The organism is Nosocomiicoccus ampullae (genome assembly GCF_001696685.1).
Lineage (GTDB): Bacteria > Bacillota > Bacilli > Staphylococcales > Salinicoccaceae > Nosocomiicoccus > Nosocomiicoccus ampullae_A.
On record NZ_MBFG01000010.1, the window covers coordinates 67,514 to 89,518 of the forward strand.

21 protein-coding genes are annotated in these 22,005 nt (G+C 37.7%); 18 read left to right on the forward strand and 3 right to left on the reverse strand.

Annotated elements, in window-relative coordinates; translation table 11 throughout:
* Positions 1-24 precede the first annotated feature (24 nt).
* The gene (locus BBS29_RS05415) at positions 25-240 is read right to left on the reverse strand and encodes a hypothetical protein (RefSeq protein ID WP_040929472.1); all 216 of its coding nucleotides are present in this window, start codon (positions 238-240) and stop codon (positions 25-27) included.
* Positions 241-336: 96 nt separating this feature from the next.
* Between BBS29_RS05415 and ytxJ the strand changes: the two genes are divergently transcribed.
* Complete coding sequence (ytxJ, locus tag BBS29_RS05420; protein ID WP_040929471.1) at positions 337-657, forward strand: bacillithiol system redox-active protein YtxJ; 321 nt, start codon at positions 337-339, stop codon at positions 655-657.
* Between the two features lie 29 nt (positions 658-686).
* Here the strand turns inward: ytxJ and BBS29_RS05425 are convergent, their stop codons facing one another.
* Positions 687-1,736 (reverse strand): GGDEF domain-containing protein, encoded by a 1,050-nt coding sequence (locus tag BBS29_RS05425; protein WP_068129822.1) that lies wholly within the window; start codon positions 1,734-1,736, stop codon positions 687-689.
* A 130-nt stretch (positions 1,737-1,866) separates the two neighbouring features.
* Between BBS29_RS05425 and BBS29_RS05430 the strand changes: the two genes are divergently transcribed.
* Complete coding sequence (locus BBS29_RS05430; RefSeq protein ID WP_068129824.1) at positions 1,867-2,919, forward strand: glycosyltransferase family 4 protein; 1,053 nt, start codon at positions 1,867-1,869, stop codon at positions 2,917-2,919.
* Here the strand turns inward: BBS29_RS05430 and BBS29_RS05435 are convergent.
* Complete coding sequence (locus BBS29_RS05435) at positions 2,916-3,548, reverse strand: YigZ family protein (protein WP_068129830.1); 633 nt, start codon at positions 3,546-3,548, stop codon at positions 2,916-2,918. The genes BBS29_RS05430 and BBS29_RS05435 overlap by 4 nt on opposite strands.
* Positions 3,549-3,630: 82 nt before the next feature.
* On the opposite strand from BBS29_RS05435, the gene BBS29_RS05440 reads away from it, so the two are divergent.
* The 16 genes from BBS29_RS05440 to lgt all read left to right on the forward strand — a co-directional run bounded on the left by BBS29_RS05440 (position 3,631) and on the right by lgt (position 22,004).
* Entirely contained in the window at positions 3,631-4,506 is an 876-nt protein-coding gene (locus tag BBS29_RS05440; RefSeq protein WP_068129834.1) for a DegV family protein, read from the forward strand.
* 68 nt (positions 4,507-4,574) lie between these two features.
* Positions 4,575-5,831 (forward strand): DEAD/DEAH box helicase family protein, encoded by a 1,257-nt coding sequence (locus BBS29_RS05445; protein WP_068129837.1) that lies wholly within the window; start codon positions 4,575-4,577, stop codon positions 5,829-5,831.
* 98 nt (positions 5,832-5,929) lie between these two features.
* Positions 5,930-6,433 (forward strand): ComF family protein, encoded by a 504-nt coding sequence (locus BBS29_RS08180; protein ID WP_218836840.1) that lies wholly within the window; start codon positions 5,930-5,932, stop codon positions 6,431-6,433.
* A 38-nt stretch (positions 6,434-6,471) separates the two neighbouring features.
* Positions 6,472-7,026, forward strand: coding sequence for a ribosome hibernation-promoting factor, HPF/YfiA family (gene hpf, locus BBS29_RS05455; RefSeq protein WP_068129843.1), 555 nt, complete (start codon positions 6,472-6,474; stop codon positions 7,024-7,026).
* 114 nt (positions 7,027-7,140) lie between these two features.
* Complete coding sequence (secA, locus tag BBS29_RS05460; protein ID WP_068129845.1) at positions 7,141-9,666, forward strand: preprotein translocase subunit SecA; 2,526 nt, start codon at positions 7,141-7,143, stop codon at positions 9,664-9,666.
* Between the two features lie 10 nt (positions 9,667-9,676).
* Positions 9,677-10,784, forward strand: a protein-coding gene (gene prfB / locus BBS29_RS05465) for a peptide chain release factor 2 (RefSeq protein ID WP_143861266.1) whose coding sequence is annotated in 2 segments (ribosomal slippage) — positions 9,677-9,748 and positions 9,750-10,784 — 1,107 coding nt in all. Because the reading frame shifts where the segments join, the coding sequence is not laid out codon by codon here.
* A 92-nt stretch (positions 10,785-10,876) separates the two neighbouring features.
* Positions 10,877-11,194 (forward strand): c-type cytochrome, encoded by a 318-nt coding sequence (locus BBS29_RS05470; RefSeq protein ID WP_068129853.1) that lies wholly within the window; start codon positions 10,877-10,879, stop codon positions 11,192-11,194.
* Between the two features lie 53 nt (positions 11,195-11,247).
* Positions 11,248-11,571 carry a c-type cytochrome gene (locus tag BBS29_RS05475; RefSeq protein ID WP_068129856.1) on the forward strand — a complete coding sequence of 108 codons (324 nt, stop codon included), beginning with the start codon at positions 11,248-11,250 and terminating at the stop codon, positions 11,569-11,571.
* Positions 11,572-11,788: 217 nt separating this feature from the next.
* Positions 11,789-13,174 (forward strand): LysM peptidoglycan-binding domain-containing protein, encoded by a 1,386-nt coding sequence (locus BBS29_RS05480; RefSeq protein ID WP_068129859.1) that lies wholly within the window; start codon positions 11,789-11,791, stop codon positions 13,172-13,174.
* Between the two features lie 76 nt (positions 13,175-13,250).
* On the forward strand, positions 13,251-13,823 hold the full coding sequence (locus tag BBS29_RS05485) for a TlpA family protein disulfide reductase (RefSeq protein WP_179853836.1): 573 nt from the start codon (positions 13,251-13,253) through the stop codon (positions 13,821-13,823).
* A gap of 1 nt (position 13,824) precedes the next feature.
* Complete coding sequence (locus tag BBS29_RS05490; RefSeq protein ID WP_068129865.1) at positions 13,825-14,064, forward strand: DUF2198 family protein; 240 nt, start codon at positions 13,825-13,827, stop codon at positions 14,062-14,064.
* A gap of 90 nt (positions 14,065-14,154) precedes the next feature.
* The gene (gene uvrB, locus BBS29_RS05495; protein ID WP_068129869.1) at positions 14,155-16,125 is read left to right on the forward strand and encodes an excinuclease ABC subunit UvrB; all 1,971 of its coding nucleotides are present in this window, start codon (positions 14,155-14,157) and stop codon (positions 16,123-16,125) included.
* An 18-nt stretch (positions 16,126-16,143) separates the two neighbouring features.
* Entirely contained in the window at positions 16,144-18,981 is a 2,838-nt protein-coding gene (gene uvrA / locus BBS29_RS05500; RefSeq protein ID WP_068129969.1) for an excinuclease ABC subunit UvrA, read from the forward strand.
* Positions 18,981-20,120: a DUF4097 family beta strand repeat-containing protein gene (locus BBS29_RS05505; protein ID WP_068129870.1), complete on the forward strand. Its 1,140-nt coding sequence runs from the start codon at positions 18,981-18,983 to the stop codon at positions 20,118-20,120. Before uvrA ends, BBS29_RS05505 begins: the two co-directional genes overlap by 1 nt.
* Before the next feature lie 79 nt (positions 20,121-20,199).
* Positions 20,200-21,132 carry an HPr(Ser) kinase/phosphatase gene (gene hprK / locus BBS29_RS05510; protein WP_068129872.1) on the forward strand — a complete coding sequence of 311 codons (933 nt, stop codon included), beginning with the start codon at positions 20,200-20,202 and terminating at the stop codon, positions 21,130-21,132.
* Entirely contained in the window at positions 21,132-22,004 is an 873-nt protein-coding gene (gene lgt, locus BBS29_RS05515) for a prolipoprotein diacylglyceryl transferase (RefSeq protein WP_068129874.1), read from the forward strand. The genes hprK and lgt overlap by 1 nt, the downstream gene beginning before the upstream one ends.
* The last annotated feature ends 1 nt before the right edge of the window (position 22,005 follow it).

Below are 22,005 nucleotides of genomic sequence, written 5' to 3' on the forward strand. Positions count from 1 at the left end.
ATTGATGTGCAGTTTTCCATTTCATTATTTCTTTGTCGGATCTTCCATTTTACCGTCACGTATTCTAGAGATGATAATGTTTCTAGAAATGACTGTAACCATCCAAAATGCGAATACAATCACAAAAATCCAAGATACGAGTGCGTTATTTTGGAAATCCAGTACGTATAAAAACACAACGATTAAAAGTGTCGCGTTAATCGTGTCTAAAATCGTCCAACGTTTTAATTCTCTTTGCATATTTTTCACCCTTTCAAATTGTACTAAATTGATTTTAATTTGATTTTAATATAAAACCGTGATAAATTAATTAAAGCTATTAAGGAGTTGTTCAAGATGTTAACAAAGATAACATCAATCGAGTCATTTGACCGATTGCTCGAAGAAAAGCCATATTTTTACTTTATGAAACATAGTAACACATGTCCAATCTCTGCGACAGCGTTTGAGGAGTTTCAAAAGTTTCACTATGAACGTGATATCGATGGCTATTATTTAATCGTTCGAGATCACAGAGAACTTTCAAACTACATTGCTGAAAAATTTAACATTAAACACGAATCACCACAAGCGTTTTACTTTGAAAATGGTGAAGTGAAGTGGCACGATTCACATAGTAAAATAACAGTTCAAGCACTTGCACGTGTTGAAGATTAAAACAGGAAACTGAAATGTTTCCTGTTTTTTTATCCAACTGGAGCAAACATAATTCTATTTTGTCCTTGTTTTTTCGCTGCAAAAAGCATGTTGTCTGCTTGGCGAATGACGTCTTTTTTAAGCATCGTCTGAGTCGACTTATAACCGATGCCAATAGATACAGTCATGTTAACGACGTGCGTATCATCAATGTGGAACTTTGTATGTTCAACAGTGTAACGAATCGCCTCACCAAGACGGACTGTCTGGTCAAACGATAAATTTGGAATGACCATCGAGAACTCTTCTCCTGTACTTCTAAACATCTCCCCACCTGTAGGTAGATGGTTTTTTAACAGGCGAGCAATTTGTTTAATGAGCTCGTCCCCAGAATCATATCCGTTGATATCATTAAAAAACTTAAAGTTATCGATGTCGATTAATAATATGCTGACGTTTTCTTCTTCTTTAAACAATTTGTCGATGAAGCGGTCAAACATTTTAACGTTACCAAGTTTTGTAAGACGGTCGTAATATTTATATTTTTCTCTATCGATAAAGAAGTTAAATGTTCGATTAATGTCTTCGTATACTAACAATATAAAGATAGTTGCACATAAAGACGATAAGAAAAATGCTATTAACGTCTTATCGTTAATTGGTGTGACGAAAATATACAACAGAATTAAGTATACGACAGTGAATAGTCCACTCGACAATATGATAATACTCGTCTTTGGTGTTTTAATGAACGGTACAATTAGTTGGTAAAGCACCATGAGCACTAAAAATATCACAAACTGGATGAGGTCGTATTGAAATAAGAAATGATAAAACAAAAATACGATTACAATCGATACTATTTTATACGGTATTTTATTGTGTAAAAACAATAGAATTATCGGTATGTAATATAGCGATAACGTGACGTCCCCTATATGTAAAGGAACCATAAGTGATAACACAGCTAGGACGGTCATCATTAAACTTTGGAATAGAAGTGGGTTTTTAACGCCTTTTCTAAAATGATACTGCAAGCGATAAAACACATAGATTCCACTAATAATGAGCGCGATATTTAATATAAATTTTATAATCATTTGCATACCGCCTTTTTGAGCAAATTCATATCATATTATACAGTGTTTTAAATTTAATTGAAATTAAGTGGTAGGAGTATTTAATAGCGAATTATGATATAGTTAATAAGAATAATTAACGGGTGAGGATATGTATACATTATTTCTATTAATATTATCTGCAATCATATCATTCATCGTTGCACCGATATTTATAAAGTTAAGTTATAAGTTTGGATTTGTCGATTATCCAAACCATAGAAAACAACATGCGAAACCGATGCCGTTTTCCGGCGGAATATCGATTTTTGTATCATTTGTGATTACATTAATTATCGCTCGACCGATCGAACCAGAATACATACCGATTATTCTCGGTGGAGGGTTAATTGTATTAATTGGTATTATCGACGATAAATATGATCTAAAACCGAGTATTAAATTCATTGGACAACTCGTTGTTATTACGATACCAGTGATGTTTGGGGTTGTCATTGATACGATTACGCCGTTTGGGATAACGGTAGATTTCGGTATATTTGCGATTCCATTTACGTATTTATGGATTGCAGTGATCATTAACGCAGTTAACTTAATTGATGGATTAGACGGATTAGCATCTGGTGTAACAGTTATAGCTTTAGCAAGTATTGCAGTAATTGCGATTTTACAAAATAATATATTTGTCATGATGATAAGTGTCATACTCATCGGGTCAACGCTTGGAGTATTATATTATAATTTCTATCCAGCGAAGCTCTTTTTAGGGGATAATGGGTCGATGTTTTTAGGGTATGTACTCGGAGTATTATCGATATTAGGATTTAAAAACGTGACGTTTTTCTCGATTCTATTCCCAATTATCATTCTTGGCGTACCGTTTATAGACATTACGTTTGCTGCCATTAGACGGTATAGAGAAGGGGTCTCACTGACTCGTGCCGATAGAGGGCATTTACACCATAAGTTACAATACTTAGGGTTTACGCACCGTCAAAGTGTGATTTTACTTTACTTGATGGCAACGCTATTTGCATTCGCGTCAGTAATTTTATATTTATCGACAGTGACAGGTGCAGTACTCATTTGTTTACTGCTTATCTTATCGGTCGTCATTATAGTAGAAGCGACGGATTTGATAGGATCAACCCGCCGCCCGATTTTAAGATTTGTTAAACGAATGTTTATATATATGAATCGCTAGACGAGTGTACGTTCTGCCATTTCTACTTCTGAAGTAGACATCGTAAACGTATCACTCGTTATTTTTTGTAGCTCGTTTTTGACATTTTCTACTTTTTCTTCTGAAACGATCAGTTGATACGTGACTTTGTCTGTATATTTCTGATCTCTAATCTCGATTTGTTCTTGTTCTAAAAAATGTTCGAAACGATTTGTGAACGTATAATCTAATACGATCATGGTCGGCACCATCGGAACGAGATATACTTTACCACTCGCTTTTACCGCTTCAGCAGCTCCACTTGAATATGCGCGGATTAGCCCACCGGCTCCGAGCTTAATGCCACCGAAGTAACGCGTAACGACGATCGTCGTATTGTACAACTCTTCACGCTTTAATACTTCTAAAATTGGAATGCCTGCTGTTCCTTGAGGTTCACCGTCATCATCAGCACGCTGAATAAGTGCATTCTCTCCGATAATATAGGCGCTACAATTATGCGTTGCGTCTTTATGTGTTTGCTTAATTTCATTTATAAATTGTTTTGCTTCATCTTCAGTTTCAGTACGTGCGATATACGATATAAACGTTGAACGTTTAATATCGATTTCAGCAGACGTATTTAATTTGTTCATGTAAATTTGTTCCATCGTGTACACCTCTTTAAAACAGTTTAACATAGAGCGGTTTTAGTGTAATATAGAAACGAGTGCTAATATGTGAGGGATATTTATGAAAATAGCAATTGTAGTAGATTCAACAGCATACTTATCAGATGAAATTAAAGAAAAAAATGACATTTATACAATACCTTTAAACACGATTTTTGGCGATGACACGTACCGAGAAGATATCGATATTACGCCTGAAGAATTTTATGACAAAATGCGCGCACAAGAAGAACTTCCTATGACGTCTCAACCGTCTATTGGAGACTATATTCTTCTATTAGAAGAACTTTATAAAAAAGGGTATACAGACGTGATTAGTTTCCACTTATCGAGTTCAATTAGTGGAACATTACAAAACGCAGTCGCAGCGGGACAAAGTGTAGAAGGAATTACACTACATGCAGTCGATTCAAAAATCGCGTGTACGCCACTCGGTTTACTTGCAGTCTATGCCGCGCAACATAAAGATGATACGCCACTAGAAGAGTTGTTAGAAACACTCAACCGTTTTACCAATAAAGACTATTTAGACGCATACTTTGTCGTCGATGATCTAACGAATTTAAAAAAGGGTGGTAGACTTTCAAACGCACAAGCGTTCGTCGGTCAATTGCTAAAAATCAAACCGATTTTACAATTTGAAGAAGGTAAAATCGTTGCGATTCAAAAAATCCGTACGAAGAAAAAAGCGTTAAGTAAAGTAGAAGACCTCGTTCAAGAAGCGATCGACAAACAAGCAGGCGACAATATCGTGTTAACGGTCATTCACGCTAATATTGAAGATGAAGCAAAAGAATTCCAAGCAAAACTTGCAAGTAAATTTAAAGATGCAACAGTACTTATCAGTCACTTTGGACCAGTTATCGGTACACATTTAGGTGAACATGCAATCGGAGTCTCGATTACATCGTTTGATGTCGATGTTACAGGGTTTTAATTAGTAACTATAAATTTATAATATAAACACGCAGCGTATTTTGTTGCGTGTTTTTTATTGGAGTGTATATGAAATTTACAAGAACGAAATCAAACACGACGATTTACTCTAAAGTCGGTGTTAAAAAAGAAAATGGTGCGTACAAATGCATAAGATGTGGCAATCAAAATCAGAATCTATTTTATTCATATTCAGATTATTTCGGTGACGTTACGTATTGTATGCAGTGTGTGACGCTTGGGAGAAGTGATAGTCGAAAGCCGTTACGTGTTATCTCACCGATACGCTACCGTAAGTTTATGCCGTATGTTTTAAACTTTGAATTAAATGACGAACAGTTAAAATCACAAACCCGCATTGTCGATGCGATTCAACATAATCACGATCTAATGATTTATGCAGTAACTGGAGCAGGGAAAACAGAAATTACATTTCGCGGTATACAATATGCAAGAAGTTTAGGTATGAATGTATTATTCGTCTCGCCGAGAATCGATGTCATACGAGAAATATATTTACGGTTAACAGATGCGTTTAAAGACGCACGGATCGACTTATTATACGGAGAAGAAAAAATTGAAGCAGATTTTGTCTTTACAGTGTCGACAGTCCATCAATTGTTTAATTTTAGAAATCATTATGACGTTATTATTATCGACGAAGTAGATGCCTTTCCACTAGTTGGAGATGAAGTACTAGAGTCACAAATAGAGCAGGCAAAATCAACGAACGGAGTCATCATTTACTTAACAGCGACGCCGAGTAAAACTTTAATTAAAGATGTTAAAAAAGAACATATCGTCTCGATTACACGTAGATATCACGGAGAACCTCTCGTCATGCCAAAAGTCTTTTTTACAAATGTAAAACATCATTTAAAGAAAAATAAATTGCCCCATAGTTTATGGCGTTTATTAAGAGCATCGATGTCACAAGAAAGAAAGGTGTTCATCTTCGTACCGAACATCGACATGTTAGAGCAGATTAAAAATGTCATTATGAAAGAGTTTAAAACAGTTGAAACGATTTTTAGTGGTGACCCTAAGCGTAAAGAAAAGATGGACGAGATGAGAAGTGGTCACATCGATATTATGATTACGACAACAATTCTAGAGCGCGGCGTCACATTTAAATGTTTAGACGTCTTCGTCATTCACGGTGAATATTTTGATGACACGTCACTCATACAAATCGCAGGACGAGCTGGACGTAAACTCGAAGATACGAAAGGCAACGTTTATATATTTGCAAAGTACAATACGCTCGGAATCATAAAAGCATTAGAAAAAACGTATCGATTTAATAAAGGAGATGTAAAACTATGAACTGTGTGTATTGTCATAGTGAGATAGAAAGGGACTATAATCTAATTAATATGTTTATACAACCGTCTTGTCTATGTGACGGTTGTTTATCTGAATTAATGGAATTAAAAATCGATGAATCGTTTCAGTTTTATAATATGAATGTCACTTCGATATATGAATATAATCGTATAGTAAAGAGGATGATACGGCGATATAAGTTTTTAGGAGATGTGGCGTTAGAAAAGGTATTTTCGATGTTTGTAAAAGAAAAAATCCGGCTATATGATAAAGTGATACCGGTCCCAATATCAAAGTTGCGCTTAAAAGAACGTGGGTTTAATCAAGTGACGCGCATATTAGATGATGCGGGCGTTAAATACGACGATATTTTGACGTCACATCGAACGATGCGTCAATCACAACTTTCTAAATATGAAAGAGAGACAGAGGTTAATCCATTTTCAATGCGAGAGGATATTGATTTAAAAAACCAGTCGATTATAATCGTCGACGACATATTTACGACCGGAGAAACTGTGCGCCAAGTGAGTGAAATATTAAAGGCGCATAATCCAAAGCGTATCGATGTGTTAACGTTTTCTATATCTAGAAAACTTTGATATAATTAAGGTACAAGATAACATTAGGAGGTATCATCATGATTAGAGTCGAAATTAGAGGAGAAAACATCGAAGTCACTGATGCAATTCGTTCATTTATCGAAGATAAGGTAAATAAGTTAGATCGTTATTTTAACGACCAACAGGACGTATTTGCACACGCAAACATCAAAACGTACCACAACAAAATGGGGAAAGTAGAAATTACAGTCCCAATGAAAGGCTTAACATTACGCGCGGAAGAAAGACATGACGACTTATACACTGCAGTAGACGCAGTCGTTGAAAAATTAGAACGTCAAATTAGAAAACATAAAACTAAAATTAACCGTAAATTCCGTGAAAAAGATGCAAGTCACGTAGATTTATTCCAAGTGTTAAATGAGCAACCAGAAGAATCTCAAGATGACGATGATATTAAAATTGTAAAATCTAAAGAGTTTACGTTAAAACCGATGGATGCTGAAGAAGCAATTCTACAAATGGATATGCTTGGTCACGATTTCTTCGTGTTTAACGATCGTTATAGAGAAGCGACAAGTATCGTTTATAAACGTAAAGATGGTAAATACGGTTTAATTGAAACAAATTAATTGAACACCTAAGCCTCTAGCATAAAAGCTAGAGGCTTTTAATGTGTAAGCTTTTATTTTCAGCAAAAAATTTGGTAAAATGTAATGATAATGATTTTATAAGGAGAAATTTCGATGAGTATGTTGCGTAAATTATTCGACGGCAATAAACGCGAACTTAAATCTCTTGAAAAAGAAATGAAAAAAGTACTCGCGCTTGAAGAACGCTATAGTGCATATAGCGATTCTGAATTACAGCAAGAAACTGAAAAGTTTAAAGCAAAATTAGCTGAACATAGTGACGATAGAAAAAAACAAGATAAAATTTTAGACCAAATTTTACCAGAAGCATTCGCAGTCGTACGTGAAGCATCAATGCGTACGTTAGAAATGAAACCATTCCCTGTACAAATTATGGGTGGGATTGCACTTCATAAAGGTGACATCGCAGAGATGAAAACCGGTGAAGGTAAGACGTTAACGGCGACGATGCCGGTGTATTTAAATGCTTTAACTGGTCGAGGCGTACACGTAATTACGGTTAACGAATATTTATCTTCAGTACAAAGTGAAGAGATGGCAAAACTATATAACTTCTTAGGGTTAACAGTTGGACTCAACTTAAACCAAAAAAATAGTGAAGAAAAACGTGAAGCGTATAACTGTGATATTACGTATACGACAAACAACGAGCTCGGATTCGATTACTTACGAGACAACATGGTCGCATATAAAGAAGATCGTGTGCAGCGTCCGTTAAATTACTGTGTCGTGGACGAGGTCGACTCGATTTTAATCGACGAAGCGCGTACACCGTTAATTATTTCAGGTCAAGCAGATGAGCGCGTGACGGAATACCAACAAGCACAATTATTTGTATCAACGTTAAAGAAAGAACAAGACTATACGTATGACGTGCGTAAAAATACGATTCTTTTAACTGAAGATGGTATGACAAAAGCGGAGAAATGGTATAAGTTAGATAACCTTTACGACGTTAAAAATGTTTCGACGCTTCACCATATTAACCAAGCGTTAAAAGCAAACTATACGATGGAGCGTAACGTCGATTATGTCGTGAATGACGGAGAAGTATTAATCGTCGACAAATTTACAGGTCGTACGATGCCAGGGCGTCGTTTCTCTGAAGGGTTACACCAAGCGTTAGAAGCAAAAGAAGCGGTTGAGATTCAGCGCGAATCAAAAACGCTCGCTTCTATTACGTTCCAGAACTTCTTTAGACTATACAATAAGTTATCGGGTATGACAGGTACAGCTAAAACTGAAGAAGAAGAATTTTTAGATATTTACAATATGCGCGTTACGCAAATTCCGACGAACCGTCCGGTTCAACGTGAAGACTTAAACGATAGAATTTATTCGACAAAAGATAATAAATATAAGGCAGTCATCGAAGAAGTTGTCGAACGTTATAAACGTGGTCAACCGGTCTTAATCGGTACAGTCGCGGTAGAAACGTCAGAAATTATTTCTGATTTACTGCGTCGAGCGGGTGTACGCCATAACGTATTAAACGCTAAAAACCACGAACAAGAAGCTCAAATCGTTGAAGATGCGGGTCAACGTGGACAAGTTACAATCGCTACAAACATGGCCGGTCGTGGTACAGACATTAAGCTCGGTGAAGGAGTTAGAGAGCTCGGTGGACTTGCAGTTATCGGTACAGAGCGTCACGAATCACGTCGTATTGACGATCAGTTACGTGGGCGTTCAGGGCGTCAAGGTGACGTTGGTGTGAGTACGTTCTACTTATCATTAGAAGACGACTTAATGAAACGTTTCGGATCTGAACGTATTCAATCGATGATGGAAAAACTCGGTATGGAAAATGAAATGTTAGAAAGTCGTTTTATTACACGTAATGTAGAATCTGCACAAAAGCGTGTGGAAGGAAATAACTTCGACGCACGTAAACGTGTATTAGAATATGACGAAGTGTTAAGAACACAACGTGAAATTATATACGGTGAACGTAACGAAATTATCGACAAAAAAGACGTGAGAGACTTACTTCACGGTATGATCGATAACTCTATTGAACGCACAATTCACTATTACAATGACCAAGACAGTTCAATGATCGACTATGAAACGTTTAAAGAGTTGCTCGAGCAGTATTACGTTCGTGAAGGTGACATCGAAATGGATGACTTAGTCGGTCAATCGACGGAGTCAATTATCGAACTCATCAAAGAAAAAGCGTATAAAGAGTTAGAGCGTAAAGAAGAGATTTTAACACCTGATCGTATGCGTCAATTTGAGCGCATGATGATGTTACGTACGATCGACCAAAAATGGACAGAGCATATCGACTCGATGGACCAACTCCGTACAGGTATTCACTTAAGATCTTATGGACAAATTAACCCGTTAAGAGAATATCAAAACGAAGGGCTAGAAATGTTTGAAGAGATGATGAACGCAATCGAAGACTCAACAGCACGTATGACTCTAAAATCAGAAGTACAATCTGACGAAGAAATTAAACGTGAACAAGTCGTCGATAAAAATAAAATGCAAGCATCTGATGGTAAAAAGAAAATGAAAAAGCAACCGGTTGTTAAAAAACAAACGGTCGGCAGAAACGATCCATGTCCATGTGGGTCTGGTAAAAAGTACAAAAACTGCCACGGTGCTTAAGGAGAAAATTATGGAAGTAAGTGAAATTAAAAGCTTTATAGAAGAGATGCGTACGAAACTAGAAAAATTTAGGGGGTCTCTTTGACTTAGAAGAAAAAGAGACACAAATTCGTGAGTACGAAGAACTAATGGTCGAACCTAACTTTTGGGACGACACAGATAAAGCAAACGAAATTATTGAAAAAAATAACCAGTTAAAACGCGTCGTCGATGGATTTAATACGCTAGAAGACGAAGTGAATGACATCGAGGTGTCTTTAGAATTATTGAAGGAAGAAAACGATCCGGATTTACAGGAAATGATGGAAGAGACGATTCAAAACGTCAAAAAAGAGTCCGATGAATTCGAGTTAAACATTCTTTTAAGTGAAGAGCACGATGAACAAGATGCGATTTTAGAACTTCATCCTGGAGCGGGTGGTACTGAAGCACAAGACTGGGCAGAGATGCTTCTTAGAATGTACCAGCGTTTCATTGAAGACCAAGGATTTAAAACAGAAGTTCTAAACTATCTCGCAGGGGATGAAGCGGGTGTGAAAAGTGTGACGCTTAGCGTTAAAGGTCCGTTTGCTTATGGACTTTTAAAAGGTGAAAAGGGGGTCCATCGACTCGTTCGTATTTCGCCATTTGACTCATCGGGTCGTAGACATACGTCATTTGTGTCGTGTGAAGTAACACCACAGTTTAAAGACTCTGAAATTAATATCGAAATTAATCAAGAAGATATTTCAATTGATACGTACCGAGCAAGTGGTGCTGGAGGGCAGCACGTGAACACGACAGATTCAGCTGTACGTATTACACACCATCCAACAGGAGTCGTAGTTACGTGTCAAAATGAACGTTCACAAATTAAAAACCGTGAAACGGCACTGAAGATGTTAAAGTCAAAACTTTATCAGTTAGAACTAGAACGTCAGCAAGAAGAGATCGCGGCGTTAAAAGGCGAGCAAAAAGAAATCGGATGGGGATCACAAATTCGTTCATACGTATTTCACCCATATTCGATGATAAAAGATCACCGTACGAATTACGAAGTCGGTAATGTCGACAAAGTAATGAACGGAGATTTAATGCCGTTTATCGACAGTTATTTAAGATGGCACTTAAATGTTTAAAACATTATTTATGACAAAATGTTTATATATGATAAAATATAGGTATGTAAAAGTATGAATAAGCTTTTAAAAATTTATTAGAGGTGACCATTATGAAAAAGTTCTTATCAACGTTTTTATTAGGTTCAACGTTAGTATTAGCAGCGTGCGGCGGGGGCGGCGACTCTGCAGACAATAGTGACGACTCAAGCACTGACGAAGCACATCCAGGAGAACAAGTTGCAAAACAAAACTGTTCATCTTGTCACGGAGCTGACTTCACAGGAGCTTCAGGTCCAGCACTAGCGGGCACTTCATTAAGTGAAGATGAATTTACAGATATCGTTAAAAACGGTAAAGGCGGAATGCCAGCGTTTGGTAGTTTATCAGACGAAGAAGTTAGCGACTTATACGACTACTTCACGAAATAAAACTCGTAAGGCTTTGTCACTCGACAAAGCCTTTTTAATCAATGGAGACAAATATGAAGCGATTTTTATTAAGTTTAATGGCAGTTGTTATTTTGTCAGCGTGCACGTCTAACGAAAATACAACTGAAGAAAGTCGCGTGGCGTCAGAAATGCACCGCGGAGAAGTTGTATATAAACAGACATGCGTTGGATGCCACGGTGTCGACTTAAGAGGACGCGGCAGTAGCGCAAAAGATCTTTCAAATATCGGAAGTGAAAAATCACCGGAATATATCCGTTCGATTATCGAAAATGGAACGAGAAGTATGCCGAGCGACTTAGTAACGGATGAAGATGACTTAAATGCACTCGTAGAATGGCTAATGGAACAGAAGTAAATATTACGTAAACACAAGGCGCTGTAATAAACAGCGCCTCTTTATTATGGTGTTATATCTATTCTGTTACAGTTATGTTACAACGCGAAAAACAGCAAAAATATGTGCTATAGTTTGATTTACATTCACTAATTTTATATTTAACAACTTTGAATTTTACTTTTATTATTTATATACGTTTATTTAATACATAGTATTCAGGAGGACATTAGAACTTATGAAGAAGACAGTATTTTCAGTAGCAACATTAACAGCATTAACAGGGACATCACTTACAGCAAACGCAGAAGAAGTTATCGTTAAAGAAGGAGATACACTTTGGGGTATCGCTAACGAAGTTGGCACAACAGTTGAGAAGTTAAAAGAATTAAACAACCTTAACAGTGATTTAATTCACCCAGAAGATGTTTTAACATACGAAGTTGAAGCAGTAGAGGAACAAAAAGGAAATACATACACAGTAAAAGCAGGCGACACTTTATGGCAAATTGCTTTAGACCACGGTATGGATTTAGATGAGTTATTCGCAGTAAACAACCTTTCATCAGACTTAATTCACCCAGGACTTGTATTAACAGTTGGATCACAAGTAGAAGCGGTTGAAGAAGTCGCACAAGTTGAGGAAGTTGTTGAAACTGAAGCAGTAGAAGAAGTAGTAGAGCCTGTAGTAGAAGAAAATGAAGTAAGTGAAGTTGCTTCAGGTGTTTACCACATCCAAGCTGGAGACACTTTATACTCAATCTCACGTGCAACAGGACTTTCTGTTGACGAGTTAAAAGCATTAAACGGCTTAACAAGCGATCATATCGTTGCAGGTGACGTACTTGTATTAGAAGGTAACCCAGTTGTTACTGAAGCAGTAGAAGAAGTACAAGAAGTACAAACTGAAGAAGTTGTTGAAGTTGAAGAAGTAGCAGAAGTTGAAAACAACGTTCAAGCAGAAGCTGAAAAAGCAGTACAAGAAGCTGCAGCAGCACAAGCAGAAGCAGACAGAATTGCAGCTGAACAAAGAGCAGCGGCTCAAGCAGAAGCTGAAAGAGTAGCAGCTGAGCAAGTAGCAGCAGCTCAAAAAGCTGAAGAACAACGTATTGCAGCAGAGCGTGCAGAAGCACAACGTGTTGCTAAAGAAAAAGCAGCAGCTGAAAAGAGAGCTCAACAAGAAGCAGCTAAAAAAGTACAACAAGCACAACAGCAACAAGCTCAACAAAGCCAAGCGGCTTCAGCACCAGCTGTAAACAGCTCAAATCGTTTTGCTAACGCATCAAACAACTATGCGTGGGGTTGGTGCACATGGCACGTATTTGAAAAACGTGCTCAAATCGGTTCGAAAATCGGTGGAACTTGGGGTAACGCAAATGACTGGTTAGCATCTGCTTCATCATTAGGTTACACAATTAACAACACGCCATCTGTTGGTGCGATTGCACACAGCTACCCAGGTACTAACGGTGCAGGTTCTTACGGACACGTAGCGTTTGTTGAATCAATCAACGGTGATGGATCAATCACAATCTCAGAAATGGGTTGGAACGGTACTGTAGGTGTTGTAAGCTACCGTACAATTCCAGCATCACAAGTTTCAACATTTAACTACATTCACTAAAATATAAAATTTCAAGCACCCGTACGGGTGCTTTTTTTATTATAATAAGAGTAGTAGGATGACGGAGGTTAGTTCTGTGAGTAAACAATTGAAAGTATTAGTTGGTATTGTTCTTTTTGGGTTGATTAGTTTTAGCATATATCAAGTCATTACGTTTTCGAGTGAATTGTTGAAGGATGAAGCAGCAAATGATATAAAACAAAAGCCACCTACTAATAATCATGCAGAAGGTCAGTTGATTACGGAATACTCGTTTAATGGTGTGACGACAGATGAATCGTTTGATAATATTATTAAAAACAATGAAGTAACTGTTGTGAATTTGTTTGCGTCTTGGTGTAATCCATGCCGCAATGAAACGCCAGATTTAAATGAATTTTATTTGAAAGATTTACCAGATGACGTAGAACTTGTCGGGTTAAATGTACAAGATAGTAGTAAAGCACGAGATGCGTTTATTGAAGAGTTTGATGTTCAATATCCGATATACAATATGGACAATGATAAAGACTTTATGGTAGGTCTTCGTTTAACGATCATACCGACAACGTTGTTTATTAACAGTGATGGTGAGATTGTGAAGACATATGTCGGAGAGATTTCTAAAAAAACGTTAGACAGTTACATTCAATATGTAAAGGATGAATAATATGGAAGACGTTTTTTGGTATATGATGGCAATTACTGTACCAGCATTTACAGTGATTTTATTTACGACGATTACGAGAAATCGTTACGTCGCAATATTTTTAACGTTTATCGTATTTGCAATTTCGATGTACCGTGGATACTATAACTCGGATTGGATTATATATTTAGATGCGCTAAGCATTGTGATTGGCTATATATTCGTTGAAGTATACAATTTAGATAGTAAAGATGATATTTAAGAAATGACAAACATCCGTTCGGTCATTTCTTTTTTTAATTTCGAAGAAGTGGTGTAAGATAGATATAAGTTAAAAATTTGGAGGTACATTATGGCAGAATTTGAACTCGTTTCAAACTTTGAACCTGCCGGTGATCAACCGCAAGCGATTAAAGAAATAGTAGAACAAATACGTTCCGGACAAAAACACCAAACATTACTCGGTGCAACTGGAACAGGTAAAACATTTACGATGAGTCAAGTTATTAAAGAAATCGGTAAGCCGACGTTAATTATCGCCCATAACAAAACGTTAGCTGGACAGTTATATAGTGAATTTAAAGAGTTTTTCCCAAATAATAGAGTCGAATATTTCGTCAGTTATTATGATTTTTATCAACCTGAAGCGTACGTACCATCTACGGATACGTTTATAGAAAAAGATGCGTCTATTAACGATGAAATCGACCAACTGAGACACTCGGCGACGAGTGCATTATTTGAAGGCGATGACGTAATAATCATCGCCTCTGTGTCGTGTATTTACGGTTTAGGTAACCCAGAAGAATACCAAAACTTACGTTTAAATATACGTGTTGGAATGGAAATTGAACGAAACGAATTATTACGTCGACTCGTCGATATACAGTATCAACGAAACGATATCGACTTTGGACGTGGTACGTTTAGAGTGCGCGGGGATATCGTTGAAATCTTCCCTGCAGCTCGAGATGATCAGTGTATTCGCGTTGAGTTTTTCGGTGATGAAATCGATAGAATACGAGAAATTGATTTTATTAGTGGTGAAGTGCTAAGTGAACGCGAGCACTTCGTTCTATTCCCAGCATCTCACTTCGTCACGCGCGACGAAAAGATGACTGTTGCGATCGAACGTATTGAAAAAGAATTAGAAGAACGTCTAAAAGAATTACGCGATGAAGACAAATTACTCGAAGCACAGCGACTTGAGCAGAGAACGAATTACGACTTAGAAATGATGAGAGAGATGGGCTTTACGTCAGGAATCGAGAACTATTCGGTTCACTTAACGTTACGTCCACTTGGAAGTACACCGTATACACTGCTCGATTATTTCAAAGACTTCGTTATTATGATCGATGAGTCGCACGTGACACTCCCTCAAATTAGAGGAATGTATAACGGAGACCAAGCGCGTAAACAAGTGCTCGTCGATCACGGGTTTAGATTACCGTCAGCGTTAGATAACCGCCCGTTAAAATTTGAAGAATTCCAAGATAAAGCACAGCAACTATTGTACGTGTCTGCAACTCCTGGACCGTATGAATTAGAACATACAGATAAGATGGTCGAGCAAATTATCCGACCGACAGGACTACTTGACCCGACAATTGACGTACGTCCGACTGAACATCAAATTGACGATCTGCTTCATGAAATACAAACGCGTGTTGAAAAGAACGAGCGCGTCTTAATTACGACGTTAACGAAGAAGATGTCAGAAGACTTAACGGCGTATTTAAAAGAAGCTGGCGTTAAAGTTCAATATTTACACAGCGAAGTAAAAACGTTAGAACGTATCGAAATCATTCGTGAATTACGACTCGGTACTTATGACGTTCTCGTCGGTATTAACTTACTGCGTGAAGGAATTGATATACCAGAAGTGTCACTTGTTGCGATATTAGATGCAGACAAAGAAGGATTTTTACGTTCCGAACGTTCATTAATACAAACAATCGGGCGTGCTGCACGTAACAGTGAAGGTCACGTTATTATGTATGCAGATAAAATTACAGACTCTATGAGAGTTGCGCTAGATGAGACAGAGCGACGTCGTAAAATTCAAATTGAATATAACGAAAAACACGGGATTACACCGACGACGATTAAAAAAGAAATTCGTGACCTCATCAGTGCTGAAGTTGAAATTAAAGATGATAAAACATATGAAAAAACGGGTACAGTAAAACTCACAAAGAAAGAGCGCGAAGATTTAAAATCAAAACTCGAACGCGATATGAAAGAAGCAGCGAAAAACTTAGATTTCGAAACAGCAACAGAACTTCGAGATGCGTTATTTGAGTTAGAAGCAGAAGGGTGATAATACGTGAGTGAAAAGATAAATAATAAATTCATTAAAATTAGTGGTGCAAGACAGCACAACTTAAAAAATATAAATATAGATATACCGAGAGACCAGCTCGTCGTAATGACGGGCTTATCAGGCTCTGGTAAGTCATCGCTCGCATTCGATACGATTTACGCAGAAGGACAACGCCGTTACGTTGAGAGTTTAAGCGCGTATGCGAGACAGTTTTTAGGTCAGATGGAAAAGCCAGACGTCGATACGATTGAAGGGTTATCACCAGCGATTTCAATCGATCAAAAAACGACGAGTAACAACCCGCGTTCAACGGTATCGACAATTACAGAAATATACGATTATTTACGATTATTATATGCACGTGCGGGGACGCCGTATTGTCCGCATCACGATATTGAAATTAAAAGCCAAACGATTGAAGAAATGGTCGACACGATTATGGAACTTGAAACACGTACGCGCCTTCAAATATTATCTCCAGTTGTACGTGGCAGAAAAGGACAACATAAAAAGATATTTGAAAGTCTTCGAAAAGAAGGATACGCAAGAGTCATCGTTGATGGTGAAATGTATGATATCGAAGACGTACCAGAATTAAATAAAAATAAAAAACACGATATCGATATCGTGATTGATAGAATCGGAGTTAAACCAGGTATTGAAGCGAGACTTTCTGATTCACTACAAATCGCATTAGAAAAAGGAGAAGGTAACGCGGTCGCTAACGTTATAGATGGAGAAGATATCCACTTCTCAGAAAACTTTTCTTGCCCTGAATGTGGATTTACAATTAGTGAATTAGAGCCGAGACTCTTTTCATTTAACAGTCCGTTTGGTGCGTGTCCAACGTGTGACGGATTAGGTAAAAAATGGTCGGTTGACGCGTCACTCGTTATTCCAGATGACACGTTATCGTTAAATGACGGTGCGATTTTACCGTGGAGACCGATTAGTTCAGATTATTATCCGAATCTTTTAAAACAAGTCGCTGAACATTTTAATATCGATATGGACCAACCGTTCAAAGATTTATCTAAAGAAGAACAAGACATTATTTTAAAAGGGTCTACAGATTATTTAGACGTTACGTTCACACAGCGTAACGGTGCAAAGCGTACTCGTACAATTCAATTTGAAGGTGTTTTAAATAATATCGAGAGAAGATATCAAGACAGTCCGTCAGAGTATACGCGTGAACAAATGGCGCAGTATATGCGTGAAACAGACTGTTCGACGTGTCATGGATATCGTTTAAATATTGAGGCGCGCTCAGTTAAAATTAAGAAACGCCATATCGGTGAAGCGGTAGATCAATCGGTGAACGATGCGCTTCAATTCTTTAATGATTTACATTTAAGTGAAAAGAATCAAGCAATCGCACAGCCGATATTAAAAGAAATCAATGACAGACTCACTTTTTTAAGAAATGTTGGGCTTGGATATTTAACGCTCAACCGCCGAAGCGGTACGTTATCTGGTGGGGAAGCACAGCGTATTCGACTCGCGACACAAATCGGTTCGATGTTAAGTGGAGTGCTTTATATACTAGACGAGCCTTCAATTGGTCTTCATCAACGTGATAACGATAAGCTAATCCGAACGTTAAAAGAGATGCGCGATTTAGGGAATACGTTAATCGTCGTTGAGCACGATGAAGATACGATGATTGCGAGTGATTATTTAATCGATATCGGACCGGGTGCTGGAGAAAACGGTGGACAAATCGTCGCAGCTGGAACACCAAAAGAAGTCATGAATAACGACGCTTCAATTACAGGTCAATATTTAAGTGGTAAAAAAGAAATCCCGTTACCAGAAAATTATCGAAAACAAACGACTAAAAAGTTTAGAGTAAAAGGCGCAGTAGAAAACAACTTAAAAAATATCGATGTAGACTTCCCGCATGGTCTCTTAAACGTCGTAACAGGCGTCTCAGGATCTGGTAAGAGTACTTTAGTCAACGAAATTTTATATAAAGGACTCCATAAAGAGCTATATAAATCTAAACTCGTACCTGGAAAGTTTAAAGAAATAGAAGGTGCCGAGTATTTAGATAAGATTATCGACATCGACCAATCTCCAATCGGTCGTACACCGAGAAGTAACCCGGCGACGTATACAGGTGTCTTTGATGACATTCGTGACGTCTATGCTGAAACGAACGAAGCGAAAGTTCGAGGGTACAAAAAAGGGAGATTTAGTTTTAACGTAAAAGGTGGACGTTGTGAAGCGTGTAAAGGTGACGGTATTTTAAAAATTGAAATGCACTTTTTACCAGACGTCTTTGTACCGTGTGAAGTATGTCACGGCAAGCGTTATAACAGAGAGACGTTAGAAGTGAAATATAAAGATAAAAACATCTCAGATGTCCTTGAAATGACGGTAGAAGAAGCAGCGAAATTCTTTGAGAACATTCCGAAAATCAGTCGTAAGCTAGAGACGCTATTAGATGTTGGACTCGGCTACGTAAAACTCGGGCAACCAGCAACGACGTTATCCGGGGGAGAAGCACAACGTGTGAAACTTGCGAGTGAACTTCAAAAACGTTCAAATGGTAAGACGCTCTATATACTCGATGAGCCAACGACAGGACTCCACTCAGAAGATATTAGAAAACTGATTAAAGTCATTCAGCGTCTCGTAGATAACGGTGACACCGTCGTCATTATCGAACATAATTTAGACGTTATAAAAGTTGCAGATCATATCATCGATCTTGGCCCTGAAGGTGGCGACGGTGGAGGAGAAGTCGTTGCGCATGGTACAATAGAAGATATAATGGAGACGAAAGAAAGCCATACAGGATACCACTTAAAAAAATGGCTCAATCGTAACCATCAGGAGGTTAAATAATGGATAGTAAAGCGCGAATTTTAAAAATGCTTGAAGATGGTTTAATCACGACAAAAGAAGCAATCGACCTTATGAATGCATTAAACGAAGACGATCAAGATAAGAAACACACGAACGATAAAAAAGAAGAAGAGAACAGTATTTATAAGTTTTTTGAAAATGTGACAGACGAAGTTGGAAAAATTTTAGATCCAGATATGATTCAAAAAAACGCGAAAGAAACGTTTGACGATGTCCGCCGTAAAGCAAAAGCAACGAAGAGCACGTCAGATATTTTAAAAACGTTAGAAGACGTATTCGACAAAGCTAAAACGGGAGACATCGATGCGATTTTCCAGCAAGGGTCTAAAAATAAACTCATCGAAACGATCGAAGAAGATTTTTCATCTGTTACGTTAGACGTAACGAATGGTAACGTCGAAGTTAAAAAGACAGATGGCGTCACAGCGGTACGTTTTGAAGTGACACCGTTCTATAGAAAACTCGATAAAAAACGCAATTACTTTGAAGATATTTTCTGCGAAGTAAAAAACGGGAACTTAGAAATTATGTCACCACTTCGTAGTGCGAAAGTAAACGTCGTATTAGAAATTAACGAACGTGCACTCGACTACTTACACATCTCAAGTTCAAACGGCAGCGTCGACGTTGAAGATTTACTGTTAAAAGATTTATCTATCGATATTTTAAATGGTGATATCGAAGTCGACGATATTTCAGCAAAACATGCGTTCGTTAGAACGTCACGTGGGTCATTAGAAATAAAAGAAAGTGCGTTTACGAATTTAGAACTCGTATCGATGCTTGGAACGATTTCAACGAAAGAATTAGATGTTGAAGAAATCGACATTAAAGCGAACGGCTCAGTGTCACTTTCATTAAATGAAGATACACGTGATGCTAAAATTCAAACGAACATGGGAAGCATCAACGTAGAAATTCCGTCAGGTCGTAAAGTCGAAGGACGTTTAAACACAGTGCTTGGACATATTAACTATCCTCCGGGGTTAAACATCCGAGATATGAAGCCATCCGATTTAGGATTAAAAGAAATTATGATCATTAATGACACAGATGAATCAGGTCTCGTTATAGAAGCGAGCACAAAAGTTGGTTCAGTCACACTCCATACAGTATAAAACGTATTTAAAGGACAAGTAGCTATCAGACTTGTCCTTTTTTGCTATAATAAGAAGTATCAATTTTGAGAGGTATATTATGTTAACAGTAAGTAACGTAATCGAACGATTCAAATTAGAAATTATCACTGGTGAAACAGGTATACATAAACCAATCACAAGTATCGACGTCTCACGACCAGGACTTGAGATTGCGGGTTATTTTTCGCATTATTCAAAAGAACGCGTTCAGTTATTTGGACTGACTGAAACGACGTATTTTAATACGAAATTAACGGATGAAGAACGCGCAACTCGTGCACAATTGCTATGTACAAATGAGACGCCGTGTTTTATATTTACAGACGATTTAATTCCGCCAAAAGAAATTATCGAAGCGTGTGAGAATGCAAATATTCCACTTTTAAAAACGTCGAATACGATTACGAATTTAATGTTTTACTTAACCGACTATTTAGAAATTTCGCTCGCACCTGAGACGAACGTTCACGGCGTTCTGTTAGACGTCTATGGAATCGGTGTATTAATTACAGGTGAAAGTGGTATCGGTAAAAGTGAAATTGCGTTAGAGCTCGTTAAAAATGGGCATCGACTCGTTGCAGACGATAACGTCGAAATCAAAGAAATTGGTAAAAACGTACTCATCGGTAAATCTCCAGAGCTCATCGAAAATTTACTTGAAATTAGAGGGCTCGGCATTATCAACGTAATGACACTATTCGGTGCAAGTGTCGTGCTAAGTGAAAAGCGTATTATGTTAAACGTTCATTTAGAGTTTTGGCAACAAGATAAAGAATACGACCGCCTCGGATTAGATAAACGAACAAAAAATATATTAAATTCTGAAATACCGAGTAAGTTAATCCCTGTACGACCAGGGCGAAACGTATCGAATATTATTGAAGTGGCAGCGATGGACTTTAGACTTCAAAATATGGGAGTCAGTGCCGCGAGAGAATTTAACGAGCGCTTAATTGCGCATATTAGGAGTAAAGATAACGGAGGGAAATAATGATATATGCGATTGACCGCGTCGCAGTAAGTATCGGTGGATTCGATATTTACTGGTACGGGATTTTAATATTTACAGGAATGATCTGTGCATACTTTTTAGCAAATCATGAAATGGTTAAAAAAGGATTTAGCGACGAAACACTCACGGAGATGATGGTATATATCATCGTCTTCTCACTCGTAGGTGCGAGACTTTACTTCGTGTTATTCAACTTAGATTATTATTTACTCCACCCACTCGATATTATAAAAGTATGGGAAGGTGGAATGGCGATCCACGGTGGGCTCATCGGTGGGGTCCTTGCAGGATATTACTACACGCGTAAAAACAATTATAGTTTTTTCCAGTTTGGGGATATGTTAATGCCGAGTGTACTACTCGGCCAAGCGATCGGACGTTGGGGGAACTTTATTAACCAAGAAGCACACGGTGGCCCTGTGTCTCGAGCGTTTTTAGAGACGTTACGTCTACCTGAATTTATCATTAACCAAATGTATATCGACGGTGTGTATTATCATCCGACCTTTTTATATGAATCGATTTGGAACGTCGTCGGTATTTTTATACTGATGCGTTTACGTCCGAAATTAAAAATTGGTCAGACGTTTTTACTCTATTTAATTTACTATTCTATCGGGCGCTTCTTTATCGAAGGAATGCGTACAGATAGTTTAATGATTCTAGACCTTCTCCGTACAGCACAAGTGATGAGTCTCTCGCTTATCGCCCTTGCGATTATTGTATGGATATATAGAAATAAAAAGTACGACTTACCGGTATATGGTAACGTACACGGAAATTTTAACACGTTTAACAAAAAACAGCGTGCGACAGTTAAACAAAACACGAAAAAGAAAAAGAGGAAATAAT